Below are 19,121 nucleotides of genomic sequence, written 5' to 3' on the forward strand. Positions count from 1 at the left end.
TAGGATCCGACGCACTGCCTGGCATGTCGCAGCGTGCCGGGCGGCTGCGTTCGGCCTGGCTGGCGCTGCTGCTGGCCTTGCTGTGCGGCGCGGTTCCGGTGCTCGCGGCGCCGCCAGTGCCTTACCAGTTCCGCAGCGTCGCCATCGGCGGCGGCGGTTTCGTCAGCGGCCTGCTGTTCCACCCGGCGCAGCAGGGGCTGCTGTATGCGCGCACCGACGTCGGCGGCGCCTACCGCTGGGACGCCGCGTCCGCGCACTGGGTCGCCTTGACCGACTGGCTCGGGCCGGCCGACCAGAACCTGATGGGCATCGATGCGTTCGCGATCGACCCGCACGATCCGCAGGCGCTGTACCTGGCCGCGGGCACCTATCTGCACGAGCGCGCCGGCAACGCCGCGATCCTGCGTTCGCACGACCAGGGGCGCCACTTCGTGCGCACCGATCTGCCGTTCAGGCTGGGCGGCAACGAACTGGGCCGCGGCAACGGCGAACGGCTCGCCGTCGACCCCAACGACGGCCGCGTGTTGCTGCTCGGTTCGCGCGATGCCGGCCTGTGGCGCAGCGCCGACCGCGGCGCGCACTGGCAGCGGGTGCAGTCGTTTCCGGCGGTGGCCACCGGGCCGTCGGCCAGCGCGGTGAACCATGCCGGGCGTCGCCAGCAGGTCGGCATCGCCTTCGTGCTGTTCGACCCGGCCAGCGCCGCCAGCGGTGGCGCGTCGCAGCGGATCTACGTAGGCGTGTCCACGCCGGAACAGAGCCTGTTCGAGTCCGCGGATGGCGGGCGCAGCTGGCGGCCGGTGCCGGGGCAGCCGACCGGATTGCGCCCCAGCCACATGGTGCGTTCCAGCGCCGGCATCTACTACCTCAGCTACGGCGACCAGCCGGGTCCGGACCTGATGGCCGACGGCGCGGTCTGGAAGTACGAACCGGCCGCGGCGCGCTGGACCGACATCACCCCGGTGCCGCAGCCGCGCAGCGGGCCGGGCTTCGGTTGGGGCGCGGTGGCGGTGGACCCGCGCCGGCCGGACACGCTGATCGCCAGCACGTTCCGCCGCTACCAGCCGGGCGACGACATCTACCGCAGCACCGACGGCGGACGCAGCTGGGCACCGCTGTTCCCGCGCTCGCGCTTCGCGCACGACGCGGCGCCGTGGACCGCGCAGGCGCGCCCGCACTGGATGGCGTCGCTGGCGATCGATCCGTTCGACAGCGATCGCGCGCTGTTCGTCACCGGCTACGGCGTCTGGGCCTCGCGCAACCTGCGCGCGTTCGATGCCGCCGATGGCGTGGTGCAGTGGTGGTTCGCCGACGCCGGGCTGGAGGAAACGGTGCCGCTGGACCTGCTCAGCCCGGCGCAAGGCGCGCACTTGCTCAGCGCGCTCGGCGACATCGATGGCTTCCGCCACGACACCCTGGACCGCGCGCAGTCGCAGTTCGCCGGGCCGCGCCTGACCAACGGCGAGAGCATCGATGCCGCCGGCCAGGCGCCGCAGTTGGTGGTGCGCAGCGGTACGTTGCGCGAGCGGCGCAACGACGAGGTTCGCGCGGCGTGGTCGCGCGATGGCGGCGCCAACTGGACGGCATTCGCCAGCGAGCCGCCGGTGGGCGAGGGCGCCGGGCATATCGCGATCAACGCCGACGGCAGCCGCGTGATCTGGTCGCCGCGCAACGGCGGCAGCGCCTGGGCCAGCGACGACTGGGGCCGGCAGTGGCAGCGCGTGGAAGGTTCCTCGGGCAGCTTGCTGATCGAGGCCGACCGGGTCGATCCGCAGCGCTGGTACGCGGTGGATGCGGCCAGTGGCCGCTTCTTTCTCAGCGAGGACGGCGGCCGCCGGTTTCGCGACAGCGGCGTCCAGGTCGGCGCGCCGTCCGCTGCCGAGCGCACCCGCCCGCAGCTGCGTCCGGATCCGCTGCGCGCTGGCGTGGTCTACCTGGCCAGCCCCAGCCACGGGGTGCTGCGCTGGCAGGACGGCAGGCTGCAGGTGCTGTCGAACGTGCAGGAAGCGCGCTCGCTGGGCCTGGGCCGGGCGCCGCGCGAGGGTGCGCCGCCGATGCTGTTCCTTGCCGGTACCGTGGACGGCGTCGGCGGGCTGTTCCGCTCCGAGGACGAAGGCCACCGCTGGCAGCGCATCGACGACGACGCGCACCGTTTCGGCCGCCCCTACGCCGTCACCGGCGACCCGCGTGTGGTCGGCCGCGTCTACTTCGCCACCGGCGGCCGAGGCATCTTCTATGGCGATGCGCCGTAGTCCGCGCGGCCAGCGCGTTGCATGCGGCCGTGCGCGCGCCTGCGCGGGCGCTGCGCTGGCTTCCCTGTTGCCGTGCGCGCCGCCGGCGGCAACGACCGATGCAGGAACGATCCGATGAACGCACGCTCGACCCGTTGTCTGTACTGGCTGGCCGCCTTGGCGCTGGCGGCATTGCCCGCATCGGCCTGGGCGGAATTGCAACTGCCGTTGCTGTTCGCCGACGGCGCGGTGCTGCAACGCGATGTGCCGATGCGCGTGTGGGGCTGGGCCACGCCGGGCGCGCGCATCCAGGTGCGCCTGGACGGTGCCGCGGCGACCGCCGTCGCCGCCGCGGACGGGCGCTGGCAGGCGCAGCTGCCGGCGCATGCGGCCGGAGGGCCGTATGTCTTGGAGGTGCAGGGCGACGGTGCGCAACGCCGTCTCGGCGACGTGCTGGTCGGCGACGTGTGGCTGGCCAGCGGCCAGTCCAACATGGAGTGGCCGCTGGCGCAGGCGCGCGACGGCGCGCGCGAGGTGGCCGCGGCGAACGATCCGCAGTTGCGTCATTTCAAGGTGCCCAAGTCGTGGTCGCCGCAGCCGCAGCGACAGCTGGCCGGCGGCGAATGGAAGGCCGCCACGCCGCAGGACGCCGGCGCGTTTTCCGCGGTCGGCTATTTCTTCGCGCGCGAGTTGCGCAGGAGCACCGGGGTGCCGATCGGCATCGTCGACAGCAGTTGGGGCGGCAGCGCGATCGAGGCGTGGATGGATGCCGCAGCGCTGGGCATGGATGCCGCGCAGACCGAGCACAGCATCGCCGCGCTGCAGGCCAAGGACGCGCAGACCCTGGCCGCGGTGCGGCAGCGCATCGCGCGCTGGCCGGCGGTGGCCGATGGCGCCGAACAATGGCGCGCCGCCGACCTGGACGACAGCGACTGGGACCGGATTGCGGTCGATCGCAACTGGGAGGCCAGCGGCTACGACGGCATGGACGGCATCGCCTGGTACCGCACCGCCTTCACCCTCAGCGCGGAGGAGGCCGAGGCCGGCATCACCCTGGGGATCGGCCAGGTCGACGACTCGGACATCACCTATGTCAACGGCCAGGCGGTCGGGCATACCGAGCAGCGCTGGAACCTGCCGCGCGTATACCGCGTGCCCGCAGCGGCGCTGCACGCCGGAGTCAACCGCATCGCGGTGCAGGTGACCGACCTCAGCGGCGGTGGCGGCCTGCACGGCGACGACAGCGAACGCTTCGTGCAACTCGGCGACGGCACGAAGCGCCCGTTGCCGGAATGGAAATTCCGTCCGGCCAAGGTGAGCATGACGCTGGACGACGGCAGGAACCAGCAGCCGACGCTGCTGTACAACCGCATGATCCATCCGCTGCAGCCGTTCCCGCTCAAGGGCGTGATCTGGTACCAGGGCGAGAGCAATGCCTACGAAGGCGGCGCGCTGCGCTACCGCGAGCAGTTCGCGACCCTGATCCGCAGCTGGCGCGAGGAACGCGCACAGCCGCAGTTGCCGTTCCTGTGGGTGCAGCTGGCCAACTTCCAGGCAGGCTCCGACAAGGGCGACCTGAGCCCGTGGGCGCAGCTGCGCGAATCGCAGTCCAGGACCCTGGCGCTGCCGGCGACCGCGCAGGCGGTGACCATCGACATCGGCACGCCCGGCGACATCCATCCGACCAACAAGCAGGACGTCGGCCATCGCCTCGCGCTGGCGGCGCGGCATGTGGCGTATGGCGAACAGCTGGTCTACAGCGCGCCGGTATTCGCGCAGGCCGAGTTCGGCCGGCATGCGGTCGCGTTGCGTTTCGATCCGATGGGCAGTGCGCTGGCGATACGCGGTGGTGCCGCGCAGCTGCGCGGTTTCAGCGTGGCCGGCGCCGACCGCCGCTTCCATCCGGCGCAGGCGCGCATCGACGGCGACCGGGTGGTGGTGGTCGAAAGCGCCGAAGTGGCGCAACCGCAGGCGGTGCGCTATGCCTGGAGCGAAAACCCGGCCGAGGCCAACCTGGTCAACCGCGAGCAGTTGCCCGTTTCCCCCTTCCGAACCGATACCTGGTGACACGGAGTCCTATCCGCATGCATTCCCTCGCTTCCCGCACGTTCCTCGCACGCCGCCGCTGGCGCCCGCTGCTGGCCGCCACGCTCGCGCTTGGCCTGGCGGCGTGCGCGCCCGAGCAGGCGCCGCCCGACGCTGCGGCCAAGCCCGGCGCGGCCAAGCCCGCTGCCGACCAGGCCAGCGTTGCACCGGCGGCGCCGGCACCGATCCCGCAGCTGGTCAGCAAGGACGGCAAGCACGCGCTGCTGGTGGATGGCGCGCCGTTCCTGATCCTCGGCGCGCAGGTCAACAATTCCAGCAACTATCCCGCCGCCCTGGAAAAGGTGTGGCCGGCTATGCAGTTCCTCGGTCCCAACACCGTGCAGGTGCCGATCGCCTGGGAGCAGGTGGAACCGGAGGAGGGCAAGTTCGATTTCTCCTTCGTCGATACGCTGCTGGCGCAGGCGCGCGAGCACAAGGTGCGGCTGGTGCTGCTGTGGTTCGGCACCTGGAAGAACAACGGCCCGGCCTATACGCCGCACTGGGTCAAGACCGACAACGTGCGTTTCCCGCGGGTCGTCACCCGCGACGGCAAGGCGCTGGGGTCGCTGTCGCCGCTGGCGCCGGCCACGCTGGACGCCGATCGCAAGGCCTTCGTCGCGTTCATGAAGCACCTCAAGCAGGCCGATCCTCAGCGCACCGTGCTGATGGTGCAGCCGGAGAACGAGCCGGGCACCTACGGCAGCGTGCGCGATTTCTCGCCGCTGGCGCAGCGAGCCTTCGATGGACCGGTGCCCGAGGCGCTGCTGCAGAAACTGGGCAAGCAGCCCGGCACCTGGGCCCAGGTGTTCGGCGCCGACGCCGACGAGTTCTTCCACGCCTGGCATATCGGCCACTTCATCGACCAGGTGGCCGCGGCCGGCAAGGCCGAGTACCCGCTGCCGATGTACGTCAACGCGGCGCTGCGCGGTCCGTTCAATCCCGGCCAGCCCGGCCAGTACGCCAGCGGCGGTCCCACCGACAACGTGCTCGACGTGTGGAAGGCCGCTGCGCCGCACATCGACCTGCTGGCGCCGGACATCTACCTGCCCGACTACACGCCGTACATCACCGTGCTCGATCGCTACGCGCGGCCGGACAACCCGCTGTTCGTCGCCGAGACCGGCAACCGGCCCGAATACGCACGTTACCTGTACGCCGCGCTCGGCCACGACGGCATCGGCTGGTCGACCTTCGGCATCGACTACAGCGGTTATTCGAACTGGCCGCTGGGCGCCAAGAAGGTGGACGAGCCGACCATGGCGCCGTTCGCGCTGGGCTTCAAGGCGGTGGGCATGGGCATGCGCCCGTTCGCCAAGGCCGCCTCCGAAGGCAAGCTGCACGGCACCGCCGAGGAACCCGGCCAGCCGGTGCAGGAGCTGCGGCTCAACGCGCGCTGGAGCGCGACCATCACCTACGGCGTGCCGCAGTTCTGGTTCAAGGGCACGCCGCCCGGCAATCCCGAGCCGACCGGCGCGGCGCTGATCGCCGAACTGGGCCCGGACGAATTCCTGGTCACCGGCTACCACGTGCGGGTGAACCTGCACCCGGCCAGCGAAGCGACCGCCAACATGGTCTACGACCGCGTCGAGGAAGGCTTCTACGATGACACGCAGTGGAAGTTCCAGCGCAACTGGAACGGCGATCAGACCGACTACGGCGTCAATTTCTCCGATGTGCCGCAATTGCTGAAGATCAAGCTGGCCACCTACTGACACCTCGGCGCCGCCAGCGTGCGGCGCCGTCACCCGCTACAGAGGGAGTGAACATGTACAACGCGAACCGTCCCGTCCGCCTGGCGATGAAGCCGCTGCCGCGCCTGCTGGCCTTGTCGCTGGCGCTGCTCGCCGCCGGCGCGAATGCGCAGGAAGTGAAGAAGGACGCCGATGGCGTCACCGTGCGTCCCAGCACCAAGGGCGCCGCGCCGGTACGGCTGCAGGTGGTGGACAGCGGCATCATCCGCGTCAGCGCCGATCCGGACGGCGATTTCAAGCGCACCCCGAGCCTGATGCGGGTGCCGGTGCAGGGCGACACCGCCTACCAGTTCGACGAGCAGGGCGACACGGTGCGGATCAAGACCGCCAAGGTCACCGCGCAGGTGTCCACGCGCGACGGCCATGTCAGTTTCGCCGATGCCGACGGCAAGCCGCTGCTGGCGGAAGTGGCGGGCGGGCGCAGCTTCGCGCCGCTGAAGGTGGAGGGCAAATCCTATCTGAGCACGCGCCAGCGCTTCGCCTCGCCCGACGACGAGGCCTTCTACGGCTTCGGCCAGCACCAGCAGGGCTGGATGAACCAGAAGGGCCGCAACGTCGAACTGCTGCAGAGCAATATCGACCTGGCGGTGCCGTACCTGGTGTCCAGCCGCAACTACGGCATCCTGTGGGACAACAATTCGATCACCCGCATGGGCGACCCGCGCGGCCTGCAGCCGCTGCCGGCGTCGCTGAAGCTGTACGACGCCAAGGGCAAGCCGGGCGCGCTGACCGCGCGTTATTCGGTCAACGGCAAGCAGGTGCTGGAGCGCCGCGAGAAGGAGCTCAACTACCAGTACATCAAGGACCTGGCCAAGTTCCCCGCCAAGGCCAAGCCCAGCGACAAGAGTCGCATGCAGGTCAGCTGGGAAGGCGAGATCGAGGCCAGGAGCGGCGGCGAGCACAGCTTCTCGCTGTACTCCAGCGAGTACGCCAAGCTGTGGGTCGACGGCAAGCTGGTGGTCGACCGCTGGCGCCAGAACTGGAACCCGTGGCACAACGAGTTCACCCTCGCGCTGCAACCGGGCCAGCGCCACAAGATCAAGGTCGAGTGGGACCTGATCGATCCCAGCTACATCGCGCTGCTGCACCGCGACCCGCTGCCGGCGGCCGAGGCCAAGGACCTGTCGCTGTGGTCCGAGGCCGGGCAGATGATCGACTACTACTTCGTCGCCGGCGCCGACGCCGACCAGGTCATCGCCGGCTACCGCGAACTGACCGGCAAGGCGGTGCTGCTGCCGAAGTGGGCCTACGGTTTCTGGCAGAGCCGCGAGCGCTACAAGAGCCAGGACGAACTGGTCGCCGCGCTGGCGGAATACCGCAAGCGCAAGCTGCCGATCGACAACATCGTGCTCGACTGGTCGTACTGGCCGGAGAACGCCTGGGGTTCGCACGACTTCGACAAGGCGCACTTCCCCGATCCGGACGGCATGGTCAAGTCGGTGCACGACATGCACGCGCAGATCATGATCTCGATCTGGCCCAAGTTCTATCCGACCACCGCCAACTACAAGGAACTCGACGCCGCCGGGCACATGTACAGGCGCAACGTCGAAGTCGGCGAACTGGACTGGATCGGCAAGGGCTACAAGAACTCGTTCTACGACCCGTATTCGGCCGACGCGCAGGCGATCTACTGGCGGCAGATCAACGACAAGCTCAACAGCAAGGGCTTCGATGCGTGGTGGATGGATGCCGACGAGCCGGACGTGCACTCCAACCTGGACATCGGCGAGCGCAAGGCGCGCACCACGCCGACCGCGCTCGGCCCGTCCACCGAGTTCTTCAATTCCTACCCGTTGCCGCACACCCACGGCGTCTATGCCGGCGACCGCGCCGCCGACGGCAAGCGCGTGTTCATCCTCTCGCGCAAGGGCTATGCCGGCACCCAGCGCAATGCGGTGGCGGTGTGGAGCGGCGACATCGTCTCGCGTTGGGACGACATGCGCGACCAGATCTCCGCCGGCGTCAACGTCTCCATGTCCGGCCTGCCGAACTGGACCTTCGACATCGGCGGCTTCGCGGTGGAGAAGCGTTACGAGGACCAGGACCCGGCGCACCAGAGCGAATGGCGCGAGCTCAACACGCGCTGGTTCCAGTTCGGCGCGTTCGTGCCGCTGTTCCGCTCGCACGGCCAGTTCCCGTTCCGCGAGATCTGGAACATCGCCCCGGAAGGCACGCCGTACTATGCGAGCATGGCGTACTACAGCCGCCTGCGGTATGCGCTGTTGCCGTACATCTACACGCTCGCCGGCGACACCTATCACCACGACGGGGTGATGATGCGCGGCCTGCCGATGGACTTCCCGCACGATCCCAAGGTCGCCGACATCAACGACGAGTACCTGTTCGGGCCGGCCTTCCTGGTCGCGCCGGTGACCCGTTTCGGCGCCACCTCGCGCCAGGTCTACCTGCCGGCCGGGACCTCGTGGATCGATTTCAACAGCGGCAAGCGCTACGACGGCGGCCAGAGCATCGACGCCGCCGCGCCGCTGGAGCGCATGCCGCTGTTCGTGCGCGCCGGGGCCATCGTGCCCACCACCACCGTGCAGCAATACGTGGACGAGGTGCCGAACGCGCCGCTGACCGTGGTCGTCTACACCGGCGCCGACGGCCAGTTCTCGCTGTACGAGGACGACGGCAAGGGCTATGGCTACGAGAAGGGCGAGTTCAGCCGCATTCCGCTGAGCTGGAACCAGGCCAAGGGCGTGCTGACCATCGGCGCGCGCGAGGGCAGCTGGCCGGGCATGCTGGCCAAGCGCACCATCAACGTGCGCTTCGTCGATGGGGTGCGCGAGGAGACCGGGGCGCTGGAGCCCAAGGCCGACGCCAGCGTGCAATACAGCGGCAAGAGCCTGAGCGTGGCGCGCAAGGCGGTGAAGGGCGCCAAGCGCAACAAGGGCAGCAAGGCGAAGTGATGGCCGAGGTGCGCGGCAACCCGGGCAGGGGCGGCGGCGTGACGCGGGCGCCGCTGCGGCGCGTTTGCGGCGCGAGCGGTGCCGCTGCGCGCCCGGATTCGGTCCGGGGCCGGTGCGCGCGGGCGGCCTGCACCCGCAGCGCGTGGCGGCGCGTGCGTCCGCCGCATGCGGGCGGGGGCGCAAAGTGAGCATCGCGCTGACCCGCCGCGAGCTGTGCAAGGCGATCGGCGGCGGCCTGGTCGCCGGTCTCGCCGTGCCGGGCGCTGCGCTCGCTGCCGATGCCGATGCCGGTGCCGGTGCCGGTGCCGGTGCCGCGCGCGTGCCGGTACCGGCGACCGCCGCCGAACCGGCCGCGCTGCAGCTGTGGTATCCGCGCCCGGCCACGCAATGGGTGGAGGCGCTGCCGGTCGGCAACGGCCGGCTCGGTGCGATGGTCTGGGGCGGCATCGCCCACGAACGCCTGCAGTTGAACGAAGACACGCTGTATGCAGGCCAGCCCTACGATGCGACCTCGCCGGAAGCGCTGGCGGCGCTGCCGCAGGTGCGCGCGCTGATCTTCGCCGGCCGCTATGCCGAGGCCGAAGCATTGGCCGACGCGACGATGCTGTCGCGCCCGCGCAAGCAGATGCCGTACCAGCCGCTGGCCGACCTGCTGCTCGACTACGACCGTGCCGACGGCATCGACGGCTATCGGCGCGAACTCGATCTGGACACCGCGGTGGCCAGCACCCGCTTTGTCTCGGGCGACGCCACGCATGTCCGCGAGGTGTTCGTCTCGCCGACCGAACAGTGCATCGTGGTGCGCCTGTCCTGCGATCACCCCGGCCGGATCTCGCTGCGCATCGGCATCGACAGCCCGCAGGCCGGCGAGGTCACCGAAGAGCAGGGCGCGTTGCTGTTCGCCGGGCGCAACGCCGGTTTCGCCGGCATCGAGGGGGGGCTGCGCTTCGCGTTGCGCGTGCTGCCGCAGGCCACTGGCGGGCAGACCCGCATCGAGCGCGGGCGGATCCGCATCGAAGGCGCCGACGAGGTGGTGCTGCTGCTGAACGCGGCCACCAGCTACCGGCGCTACGACGACGTCGGCGGCGATCCGCTGGCGCTCAGCGCCGCGCAACTGCGCAAGGCGGCGGCGCTGCCCTATGCGCAGTTGCTGCAGCGGCATCTGGCCGAACACCGGCGCCTGTTCCGCCGGGTGGCGATCGACCTGGGCGGCAGCGCTGCCGCGCAGCTGCCTACCGACGAGCGCGTGCAACGCTACGCCGACGGCAACGATCCGGCACTGGCCGCGCTCTACCACCAGTACGGCCGTTACCTGCTGATCAGCAGCTCGCGGCCGGGCAGCCAGCCGGCCAACCTGCAAGGCGTCTGGAACGACCTGATGCAGCCGCCGTGGGAGAGCAAATACACGGTCAACATCAACACCGAGATGAACTACTGGCCCAGCGAGGCCAATGCGCTGCACGAATGCGTGGAACCGCTGGAAGCCATGCTGTTCGATCTCGCCGAAACCGGCGCCCGCACCGCGCGGGCGATGTACGCCGCGCCGGGCTGGGTGGTGCACAACAACACCGACCTGTGGCGCCAGGCCGGGCCGGTCGACGGGGTGAAGTGGAGCCTGTGGCCGATGGGCGGCGTCTGGCTGCTGCAACAGCTGTGGGACCGCTGGGACTACGGCCGCGACCGCGCCTACCTGCAGCGCATCTATCCGCTGTTCAAGGGCGCGGCCGAGTTCTTCGTCGCCACCCTGGTGCGCGATCCGCAGACCGGCGCGATGGTGACCAACCCGTCGATGTCGCCGGAGAACCGGCATCCGTTCGGCGCCGCGCTGTGCGCCGGCCCGGCGATGGATGCGCAATTGTTGCGCGATCTTTTTGCGCAGTGCATCAAAATGGGCCGCTTGCTGGGCGTGGACGCGGCCTTCGGCGAGCGCCTGGCGGCGTTGCGCGCGCAGCTGCCGCCGGACCGCATCGGCGACGCCGGGCAGCTGCAGGAGTGGCAGCAGGACTGGGACATGCAGGCCCCGGAAATCCACCATCGCCACGTCTCGCATCTGTATGCGCTGCATCCGTCCAGCCAGATCAACCTGCGCGACACCCCCGAGTTGGCGGCCGCGGCGCGGCGCTCGCTGCAGATCCGCGGTGATAGCGCTACCGGCTGGGGCCTCGGCTGGCGCCTGAACCTGTGGGCGCGACTGCACGACGGCGAGCACGCGCATCGTATTCTGGCGATGCTGCTGGCGCCCGAGCGTACCTATCCGAACCTGTTCGACGCGCATCCGCCGTTCCAGATCGACGGCAACTTCGGCGGCACCGCCGGCATCACCGAAATGCTGCTGCAGAGTTGGGGCGACAGCATCTGGCTGTTGCCGGCGCTGCCGCAGGCCTGGCCGCAGGGCCAGGTGCGCGGGTTGCGCGTGCGCGGCGCGGCCGGCGTCGATCTGGCCTGGCGCGATGGCCGCCTGCAGCATGCGCGACTGAGCAGCGAGCGTGGCGGGCACTACACTTTGGTTTACGGCGGGCAGACCCTGACCGCCGATCTTTCTCCTGGAGCGACGATGGAACTGGGTTTGCACGACGATCGGCTGGTGCGGCAATGAGTCTGTACATCGGCCTGGACGTGGGCACGCAGAGCGTCAAGCTGCTGGCCTACGATGCGGACAGCCGCCGCGTGGTCGCCACGCACGGCCATGCGCTGGACCTGATCAGCCGCGACGACGGCACCCGCGAGCAGCAGGCGCAATGGTGGATCGACGGCATCGTCGCCTGCTTCGCAGCGCTGACCGCGGAGCAGCGTGCGCAGGTGCGGGCGATTTCGGTGTCCGGGCAGCAGCACGGCTTCGTGCCGGTGGATGCGCAAGGGCAGGTCACCGCACCGGTCAAGCTATGGTGCGACACCAGCACCCAGCTGGAGTGCGAGGAGATCATGCAGGCCGCCGGCGGCGAACAGCGCTGCGTGGAGCTGGCCGGCAACCCGATCCTGGCCGGCTACACCGCCTCCAAGCTGCCGTGGACGCGCAAGCACCGCAGCGACGCCTACACCGCGATGACCTCGGTGCTGCTGCCGCACGACTACGTCAATTTCTGGCTCACCGGCGAGCGCTACACCGAGTTCGGCGACGCCTCCGGCAGCGGCTGGCTGGACGTGCGCACCCGGCAGTGGTCGGCGCCGCTGCTGCAGGCGATCGATCCGCAGCGCGACCTGGCTGCGGCGCTGCCGCCGCTGGTGCCGACCGAGACCACCTTCGTCCTGTCCGCGGCCGCGGCGCAGACCCTGGGCCTGCCGCGCGACGTGCGCGTGGCCACCGGCGGCGGCGACAACATGATGGCCGCGATCGGCACCGGCAACGTGGTGCCGGGGCGGCTGACGATGAGCCTGGGCACCTCCGGCACGCTGTTCGCGTACGCCGATCGTCCGGTGGTGGACGATGCCGCGCGCTGGGCCGCGTTCTGCTCGTCCAGCGGCGGCTGGCTGCCGTTGATCTGCACGATGAACTGCACCGTGGCCACCGAGACCATATCGCGCCTGTTCGGGATCAAGACCGGGCAGGGCGAGGCCTTGCTCGAGGCCACCGCGCCCGGCGCCGGCGGGCTGGTGTTGCTGCCGTTCTTCAACGGCGAGCGCACCCCGAACCTGCCGGCCGCACGCGGCTGCATGACCGGCATGGACCTGCACAACACCACGCCGGCGCATTTCTACCGCGCGGCGATGGAAGGCGCCACCTACAGCCTGCGCAACGGCTTCGACGCCTTCGTCGATGCCGGGCTGGCGTTCGACTCGATCTACGTCACCGGCGGCGGCAGCAAGAGCGCCGGCTGGCGGCAGCTGATCGCCGACCTGTTCGGCTTGCCGGTGCACGTGCCGGCGCAAGCCGAGGGTGCCGCGTTCGGCGCCGCGCTGCAGGCGCTGTGGGCCGACGGCCACGCGCAGGGCGACCAGGCCAGCCTGGCCGAGGTGGTGCTGCAGCACCAGCAGGACGAGGCGACGCTGTCGGCACAGCCCGATCCGCAACGCGGCGCGCAGTACCAGGCGCACTACCAGACCTTCTTGAAGCACTTGCACGCCATTGGCCCGCTCTACGCCGGCTGATCCACTTTTTCCCCCGCAAACGCACACCAGGACTTCGTCATGAGCAACTCCGTCTACATCGGCGCCAAGGAATACTTCCCGGGCATCGGCCGCATCGCGTTCGAAGGCAAGGCCTCGGACAACCCGCTCGCCTTCAAGGTCTACGACGCGAACAAGCGCATCGGCGACAAGACCATGGCCGAGCACCTGCGCTTCGCGGTGGCGTACTGGCACAGCTTCTGCGGCAACGGCGCCGATCCGTTCGGCCCGGGCACGCGCGCCTATCCGTGGGACGCCGGCAGCGACGCGCTGGGCCGCGCCGAGGCCAAGGCCGATGCGGCGTTCGAGTTCTTCACCAAGCTCGGCGTGCCGTACTACTGCTTCCACGATATCGACCTGGCGCCGGACGCGGACGAGGTCGGCCAGTACGAGAAGAACCTCAAGCACATGGTCGGCATCGCCAAGCAGCGCCAGGCCGACACCGGCATCAAGCTGCTGTGGGGCACCGCCAACCTGTTCTCGCATCCGCGCTACATGAACGGCGCCTCGACCAATCCGGACTTCGACGTGGTCGCGCGCGCGGCGGTGCAGGTCAAGGCGGCGCTGGAGGCCACGGTCGAGCTGGGCGGGGAGAACTACGTGTTCTGGGGCGGCCGCGAAGGCTATGCCAGCCTGCACAACACGCAGATGAAGCGCGAGCAGGACAACATGGCGCGCTTTCTGACCATCGCCCGCGACTACGGGCGCAGCATCGGCTTCACCGGCAATTTCCTGATCGAGCCCAAGCCGATGGAGCCGATGAAGCACCAGTACGACTTCGACAGCGCCACGGTGATCGGCTTCCTGCGCCAGCATGGCCTGGACAAGGATTTCAAGCTCAACATCGAGGCCAACCACGCCACGCTGTCGGGCCACAGCTTCGAGCACGACCTGCAGGTGGCCAGCGACGCCGGCCTGCTCGGCAGCATCGACGCCAACCGCGGCAACCCGCAGAACGGCTGGGACACCGACCAGTTCCCGACCGACCTGTACGACACGGTCGGGGCGATGCTGGTGGTGCTGCGGCAGGGCGGGCTGGCGCCGGGCGGGCTGAACTTCGATGCCAAGGTGCGGCGCGAGTCGTCCGATCCGCAGGATCTGTTCCTGGCCCACATCGGCGGCATGGACGCGTTCGCGCGCGGGCTGGAAGTGGCGCATGCGCTGCTGACGGCCTCGCCGCTGGAGCAGTGGCGCGCCGAGCGCTACAGCAGCTTCGACAGCGGCGCCGGCGCGGCGTTCGCGGCCGGCAGCAGCACGCTGGCGGACCTGGCGGCGCACGCGGCCAAGGTCGGCGCGCCCAAGCAGGTCAGCGGCCGCCAGGAAGCCTACGAGAACCTGATCAACCAGTACCTGATCCGCTGATGCGCGCGACGGTCGGCGGCACCCTTGCCGCCGGCCGTGCTGTCCTCCCCCGATGGCCGGCTTCCTTTCTGCACGACACCAGGTGACTCAATGTCCAGCGTATCCCTAGACCGCGCCCATGGCGCAGGCGAGAACACGCGCCTCATCATCCTCATCAGTTGCGTCGCCACCATCGGCGGCTTCCTGTTCGGCTTCGACAGCGGCGTGATCAACGGCACCGTCGACGGTCTCAAGCAGACCTTCCATTCCAGCGCCGCCGGCACCGGTTTCGAGGTTGCCTCGATGCTGCTGGGCTGCGCGATCGGCGCGTTCTTCGCCGGCTGGCTGGCCGATCGCCTCGGTCGCCGTGCGGTGCTGATCATCTCCGCGGTGCTGTTCCTGCTGTCGGCGCTCGGCGCCGGCGCTTCGCACAGCTCCGCGTTCTTCGTCTTCGCGCGGGTCATGGGCGGCTTCGCGGTCGGCGCGGCCAGCGTGATGTCGCCGGCGTACATCGCCGAGGTCGCGCCGGCGCGCTATCGCGGGCGCCTGGCCACGGTGCAGCAGATCGCCATCATCAGCGGCCTGTTCACCGCGTTCCTGAGCAACTACGTGCTGGTCAAGCTGGCCAGCGCCTCGACCGAGCCGCTGTGGCTGGGCCAGGCCGCGTGGCGCTGGATGTTCTGGATGCAGGCGTTCCCGTCGCTGCTGTTCCTGCTGCTGTTGCTGGCGATCCCGGAAAGCCCGCGCTACCTGGTGGTCAAGGGCCGCCGCGAGGACGCGCTGGCGGTGCTGACCAGGCTCTACGGCCCGCGCGAGGCGCAGGCCAAGCTGACCGAGATCTCCGCCTCGCTGGCCGCGGATCAGCACAAGCCGAAGCTGTCGGACCTGGTCAGCAAGGTCACCGGCAAGGTGCGTCCGATCGTGTGGATCGGCATCGGCTTGGCCACCTTCCAGCAACTGGTCGGCATCAACGTGGTGTTCTACTACGGCGCGGTGCTGTGGCAGGCGGTGGGCTTCTCCGAAAGCGATTCGCTGTTGATCAACGTGCTGTCCGGCGCGCTGAGCATCGGCGCCTGCCTGATCACGGTGATGCTGATCGACAAGATCGGGCGCAAACCCTTGCTCTGGATCGGTTCGGCCGGCATGGCGGTGTCGCTGGCGCTGGTCACCCTGGCCTTCGCCAGCGCCTCGCTGGACGCGGCGGGCAAGCTGGCGATGTCGCCGGGCATGGGCCGGCTGGCGCTGGTCGCGGCCAACGTCTACGTGATCTTCTTCAACATGTCCTGGGGCCCGGTGATGTGGGTGATGCTGGGCGAAATGTTCCCCAACCAGATCCGCGGCTCCGGCCTGGCGGTGGCGGGCGCGGCGCAGTGGACCTCGAACTTCGCCATCACCGTCTCGTTCCCGATCCTGCTGGGCAGCATCGGCCTGGCCGGCGCCTACGGCATCTACACCGTGGCCGCGTTCGTCTCGGTGTTCTTCGTGCTCAAGTACGTGTACGAGACCAAGGGCCGCGAGCTGGAGCAGATGCAGGGCTGAGCGCTGTCGCCGGCGCGGCCCATGCGGCCGCGCCGGCGCACGCGGCGCCGCGCCCGGCGCGATCGCCGGCAGTGCGGCATCGCCTGCGGTCACGCCGCGGCGCCATCGCCCCTGTTGATGGCCGCGCCGGAAAGACCGTCTGCACTTGCCCGGCAGCTGCGCCCTCGCAGCTGCCGGCCTGTGCCGGCAAGCACCATCCCGTCTGCAAGCTGACTGCCGGTCGCAATGCGATGGCGGTCGCACTGCGTCCGCGATATGTTACTTAGTAACATTTTGCCGTGGAGCATTGCAGTGTCTGGTCGCGACTTTCGGTTCGGCTCCGGCTACATCCGCGATTTCCGCTCCGCGCCAGGGCGAGGCCGCGCATGAATCGGCGCGAATGGCTGGGGATGGCGGGCACCGCACTGCTGCTGGCGCCGGCCTGGGCGCGCGCCGGATCGCCGCCCAGGCTGACCGGCGGCCACCTGGAAACCGATGACGGGCGCCTGCGTTTGCGCCTGCAGCTCGACGCGACGGTGGACTACCGGGTGTTCGCGCTGTCCGATCCGGAGCGGCTGGTGATCGATTTGCCGGGGATCGCCGCGCCGGCACCGCCGATCCTGCTGCCGGAACCCGACGCGGTGGTCGCCGCGATCCGCAGCGGGGCGCAGGCCGATGGCCTGCGCATCGTGCTGGACCTGCGCCGGCCGGTCACCGCCAGCGCGCACTGGGACACCGATGCGGGGGTGTCGCCACGGTTGCTGCTCGACCTCGGACCGGTCGACGCCGCGGCTGCCGCGCCCGTTGCCGCGCTCGTCGTGCCGCCGCGCACCGCGATCGCGACGCCGTCGCGGCCGCGCGTGGTCGCCATCGATGCCGGCCATGGCGGCAAGGACCCGGGCGCGGTCAGCGCCGATGCCCGCTACGAGAAACACGTGGCGATGGCCGTGGCCGGGCGCCTGTACCACGCGCTGCAGGCCGACCCGCGCTACCGGCCGACCCTGATCCGCAGCGACGACCGGTTCGTGCCGCTGCACGAGCGGGTGGTGATCGCGCACCAGCGCAAGGCCGATCTGTTCGTGTCGATCCATGCCGATGCGGCGCCCAACCGCAGCGCGCAGGGCGCTTCGGTGTATGCGCTGTCGGAGAACGGCGCCAGCTCGGCGCTGGCGCGCTGGATCGCCGACAGCGAGAACAGCGCCGACCAGTACGGCAACGTCGCCGAGCGCTATCTGCGGCAGAAGGACCCGGTGCTGTCGAAGGTGCTGGTGGACCTGTCGATGAGCGGCACCATCGCCACCAGCCTGCAGTTCGGCAAGCACATGCTCGGGCGCCTGCAGCAGGTCACCCGGCTGCACCAGGGCGATGTCGGCCAGGCCGGCTTCGCGGTGCTCAAATCGCCGGACATTCCGTCGTTGCTGGTGGAGACCGGCTTCATGAGCAACGCCGACGATTGCCGCCGCCTGGTCAGCGACCGCCACCAGGAGGAACTGGCGCAGTCGCTGCAGTTGGGCATCGACGACTATTTCCAGGCGTTTCCGGTGCATGCCTGAGCCGCTGCCGGCGCATGGCGCCGCCGCTGCATTCCTTTCCCTTTGCTGGCCTTGCCAATCCGATGAACCTGCCGATTCCACCGCCGTTGCCCGACGTCGCCAGCAGCGAACCGTCCACGATCGTCGCGCCGCTGCACTGGGTCGGCATGGACGGCATCGCCTTGCCGGTCCGCCTGTGCGACACGGCCGACACCGAGCCGCTGCCGGCGCAGGCGGCGCTGCATGTCGATCTGCCGGCGGCGCAGGTCAAGGGCATCCACATGTCGCGGCTGTACCGGCTGCTGGACGAGCATGCGCGGCAGCCGCTGTCGCCGTCGCGGCTGGCGCAACTGCTGCACGCGATGGTGCACAGCCATGCCGACTGCGCCTCCACCGCGGCGCGGGTCGGCTTGCGCCTGTCCCTGCTGCGGCGCAGCCCGGCGCTGCGCAGCGAAGGCCTGGCCGGCTGGAAGGCGTATCCGTTGCGGATCGACGCGCTGCTGCGCGGCGCCAGCGTGCGCATCGAGGTCGGAGTGGACGTGGTCTATTCCTCCACCTGCCCGTGTTCGGCGGCGCTAGCCCGGCAATTGCTCAGTGCGGCGTTCCTGCAGCAGCATGCCGGGCAGCCGTCGCTGCAGCGCGAGGCCGTGGCGGACTGGCTGCTGCGGCACGGCAGCCATGCCACCCCGCACAGCCAGCGCAGCATCGCCACGCTGCGGGTGGCGGTGTCGCCGCGCGCGGTGCGCTTCGACCTGGACGCGCTGATCGCGCTGGCCGAGCAGGCCCTGGCCACGCCGGTGCAGGCCGCGGTGCGGCGCGCCGACGAACAGGCCTTCGCCCGCCTCAACGGCGCCAACCTGATGTACGTGGAGGACGCCGCGCGGCGCCTGCAGCAGGCGCTGGGTGCGCGCTACCAGAGCGTGCGGGTGCAGGTGCGGCACCTGGAGAGCCTGCACCCGCACGACGCGGTGGCCGAGGCCGGGGCTCCCGAACGCGGATATGGCGATCCGGACCCGTTCGCGGCGGGCGAGGGCGGCCGATGATCCGCCGCAATCCGCGCGGCGACCTGCCGGTGGTCGACGAGAGCGCGTTCGTCGATCCCACCGCCATCCTGTGCGGGCGGGTCGTGGTCGCCGCGCACGTGTTCATCGGCCCGTATGCGGTGATCCGCGCCGACGAGACCACCGCCGACGGCGATATCGAGCCGATCCACATCGGCGCCTACGCCAATATCCAGGACGGGGTGGTGATCCATTCCAAGGCCGGCGCGGCGGTGCTGATCGGCGCACGCACCTCGATCGCGCACCGCGCCATCGTGCACGGGCCGTGCACGGTCGGCGAGCGCGTGTTCATCGGCTTCAACAGCGTGCTGTTCAATTGCGAGGTCGGCGACGGCTGCGTGGTCCGGCACAACGCCGTGGTCGACGGCTGCGATCTGCCGCCGGGGTTCTACGTGCCCTCGACCGAGCGCATCGGGCCGCGCACCGACCTGTCGAAGATCGCGCGGGTCAGCGTCGCGGCCAGCGAATTCTCCGAGGAGGTGGCCGCGACCAACATCCGCCTGGTCGAGGGCTACCGGCGCCTGCGCAACCAGTGGTGAGCGCACCCGGTCCGGGGCCGGCCCCACAACGCAAAAGCCCCGCCAGG

11 protein-coding genes are annotated in these 19,121 nt (G+C 70.1%); all 11 read left to right on the top strand.

From position 1 onward, the window contains the following. Positions 1–23: 23 nt before the first annotated feature. Positions 24–2,249: a cellulase gene (locus HDC36_RS02810; protein ID WP_179564237.1), complete on the top strand. Its 2,226-nt coding sequence runs from the start codon at positions 24–26 to the stop codon at positions 2,247–2,249. Positions 2,250–2,363: 114 nt separating this feature from the next. Continuing rightward, on the top strand, positions 2,364–4,295 hold the full coding sequence (locus tag HDC36_RS02815; RefSeq protein WP_179564239.1) for a sialate O-acetylesterase: 1,932 nt from the start codon (positions 2,364–2,366) through the stop codon (positions 4,293–4,295). Positions 4,296–4,312: 17 nt separating this feature from the next. Further along, complete coding sequence (locus HDC36_RS02820; RefSeq protein WP_179564241.1) at positions 4,313–6,025, top strand: DUF5597 domain-containing protein; 1,713 nt, start codon at positions 4,313–4,315, stop codon at positions 6,023–6,025. Between the two features lie 53 nt (positions 6,026–6,078). Beyond that, on the top strand, positions 6,079–8,979 hold the full coding sequence (locus tag HDC36_RS02825) for a TIM-barrel domain-containing protein (protein ID WP_179564243.1): 2,901 nt from the start codon (positions 6,079–6,081) through the stop codon (positions 8,977–8,979). A gap of 184 nt (positions 8,980–9,163) precedes the next feature. Beyond that, on the top strand, positions 9,164–11,575 hold the full coding sequence (locus HDC36_RS02830) for a glycoside hydrolase family 95 protein (protein ID WP_179564245.1): 2,412 nt from the start codon (positions 9,164–9,166) through the stop codon (positions 11,573–11,575). Beyond that, complete coding sequence (gene xylB / locus HDC36_RS02835; RefSeq protein WP_179564251.1) at positions 11,572–13,065, top strand: xylulokinase; 1,494 nt, start codon at positions 11,572–11,574, stop codon at positions 13,063–13,065. Before HDC36_RS02830 ends, xylB begins: the two co-directional genes overlap by 4 nt. A gap of 39 nt (positions 13,066–13,104) precedes the next feature. Next, positions 13,105–14,445, top strand: a complete 1,341-nt coding sequence (xylA, locus tag HDC36_RS02840) for a xylose isomerase (RefSeq protein ID WP_179564253.1) — start codon at positions 13,105–13,107, stop codon at positions 14,443–14,445. A gap of 90 nt (positions 14,446–14,535) precedes the next feature. Then, a complete protein-coding gene (locus tag HDC36_RS02845; protein ID WP_179564254.1) occupies positions 14,536–15,963 on the top strand; it encodes a sugar porter family MFS transporter in 1,428 nt (475 codons plus the stop codon). Between the two features lie 365 nt (positions 15,964–16,328). After that, positions 16,329–17,495, top strand: coding sequence for an N-acetylmuramoyl-L-alanine amidase (locus HDC36_RS02850; protein WP_179564255.1), 1,167 nt, complete (start codon positions 16,329–16,331; stop codon positions 17,493–17,495). A 74-nt stretch (positions 17,496–17,569) separates the two neighbouring features. Continuing rightward, positions 17,570–18,517: a GTP cyclohydrolase FolE2 gene (gene folE2 / locus HDC36_RS02855; protein ID WP_179565569.1), complete on the top strand. Its 948-nt coding sequence runs from the start codon at positions 17,570–17,572 to the stop codon at positions 18,515–18,517. After that, the gene (locus tag HDC36_RS02860) at positions 18,514–19,074 is read left to right on the top strand and encodes a carbonate dehydratase (RefSeq protein ID WP_179564256.1); all 561 of its coding nucleotides are present in this window, start codon (positions 18,514–18,516) and stop codon (positions 19,072–19,074) included. The genes folE2 and HDC36_RS02860 overlap by 4 nt, the downstream gene beginning before the upstream one ends. The last annotated feature ends 47 nt before the right edge of the window (positions 19,075–19,121 follow it).

Origin of the sequence: Xanthomonas sp. JAI131, from assembly GCF_013410075.1 — a bacterium.
GTDB lineage: Bacteria > Pseudomonadota > Gammaproteobacteria > Xanthomonadales > Xanthomonadaceae > Xanthomonas_A > Xanthomonas_A bonasiae.

What these genes read in the sequence shown, in the direction of transcription:
- HDC36_RS02810 (WP_179564237.1), top strand. Translation starts at nt 24, where the DNA reads ATGTCGCAGCGTGCCGGGCGGCTGCGTTCGGCCTGGCTGGCGCTGCTG.
- HDC36_RS02815 (WP_179564239.1), top strand. Translation starts at nt 2,364, where the DNA reads ATGAACGCACGCTCGACCCGTTGTCTGTACTGGCTGGCCGCCTTGGCG.
- HDC36_RS02820 (WP_179564241.1), top strand. Translation starts at nt 4,313, where the DNA reads ATGCATTCCCTCGCTTCCCGCACGTTCCTCGCACGCCGCCGCTGGCGC.
- HDC36_RS02825 (WP_179564243.1), top strand. Translation starts at nt 6,079, where the DNA reads ATGTACAACGCGAACCGTCCCGTCCGCCTGGCGATGAAGCCGCTGCCG.
- xylB (WP_179564251.1), top strand. Translation starts at nt 11,572, where the DNA reads ATGAGTCTGTACATCGGCCTGGACGTGGGCACGCAGAGCGTCAAGCTG.
- xylA (WP_179564253.1), top strand. Translation starts at nt 13,105, where the DNA reads ATGAGCAACTCCGTCTACATCGGCGCCAAGGAATACTTCCCGGGCATC.
- HDC36_RS02845 (WP_179564254.1), top strand. Translation starts at nt 14,536, where the DNA reads ATGTCCAGCGTATCCCTAGACCGCGCCCATGGCGCAGGCGAGAACACG.
- HDC36_RS02850 (WP_179564255.1), top strand. Translation starts at nt 16,329, where the DNA reads ATGAATCGGCGCGAATGGCTGGGGATGGCGGGCACCGCACTGCTGCTG.
- HDC36_RS02860 (WP_179564256.1), top strand. Translation starts at nt 18,514, where the DNA reads ATGATCCGCCGCAATCCGCGCGGCGACCTGCCGGTGGTCGACGAGAGC.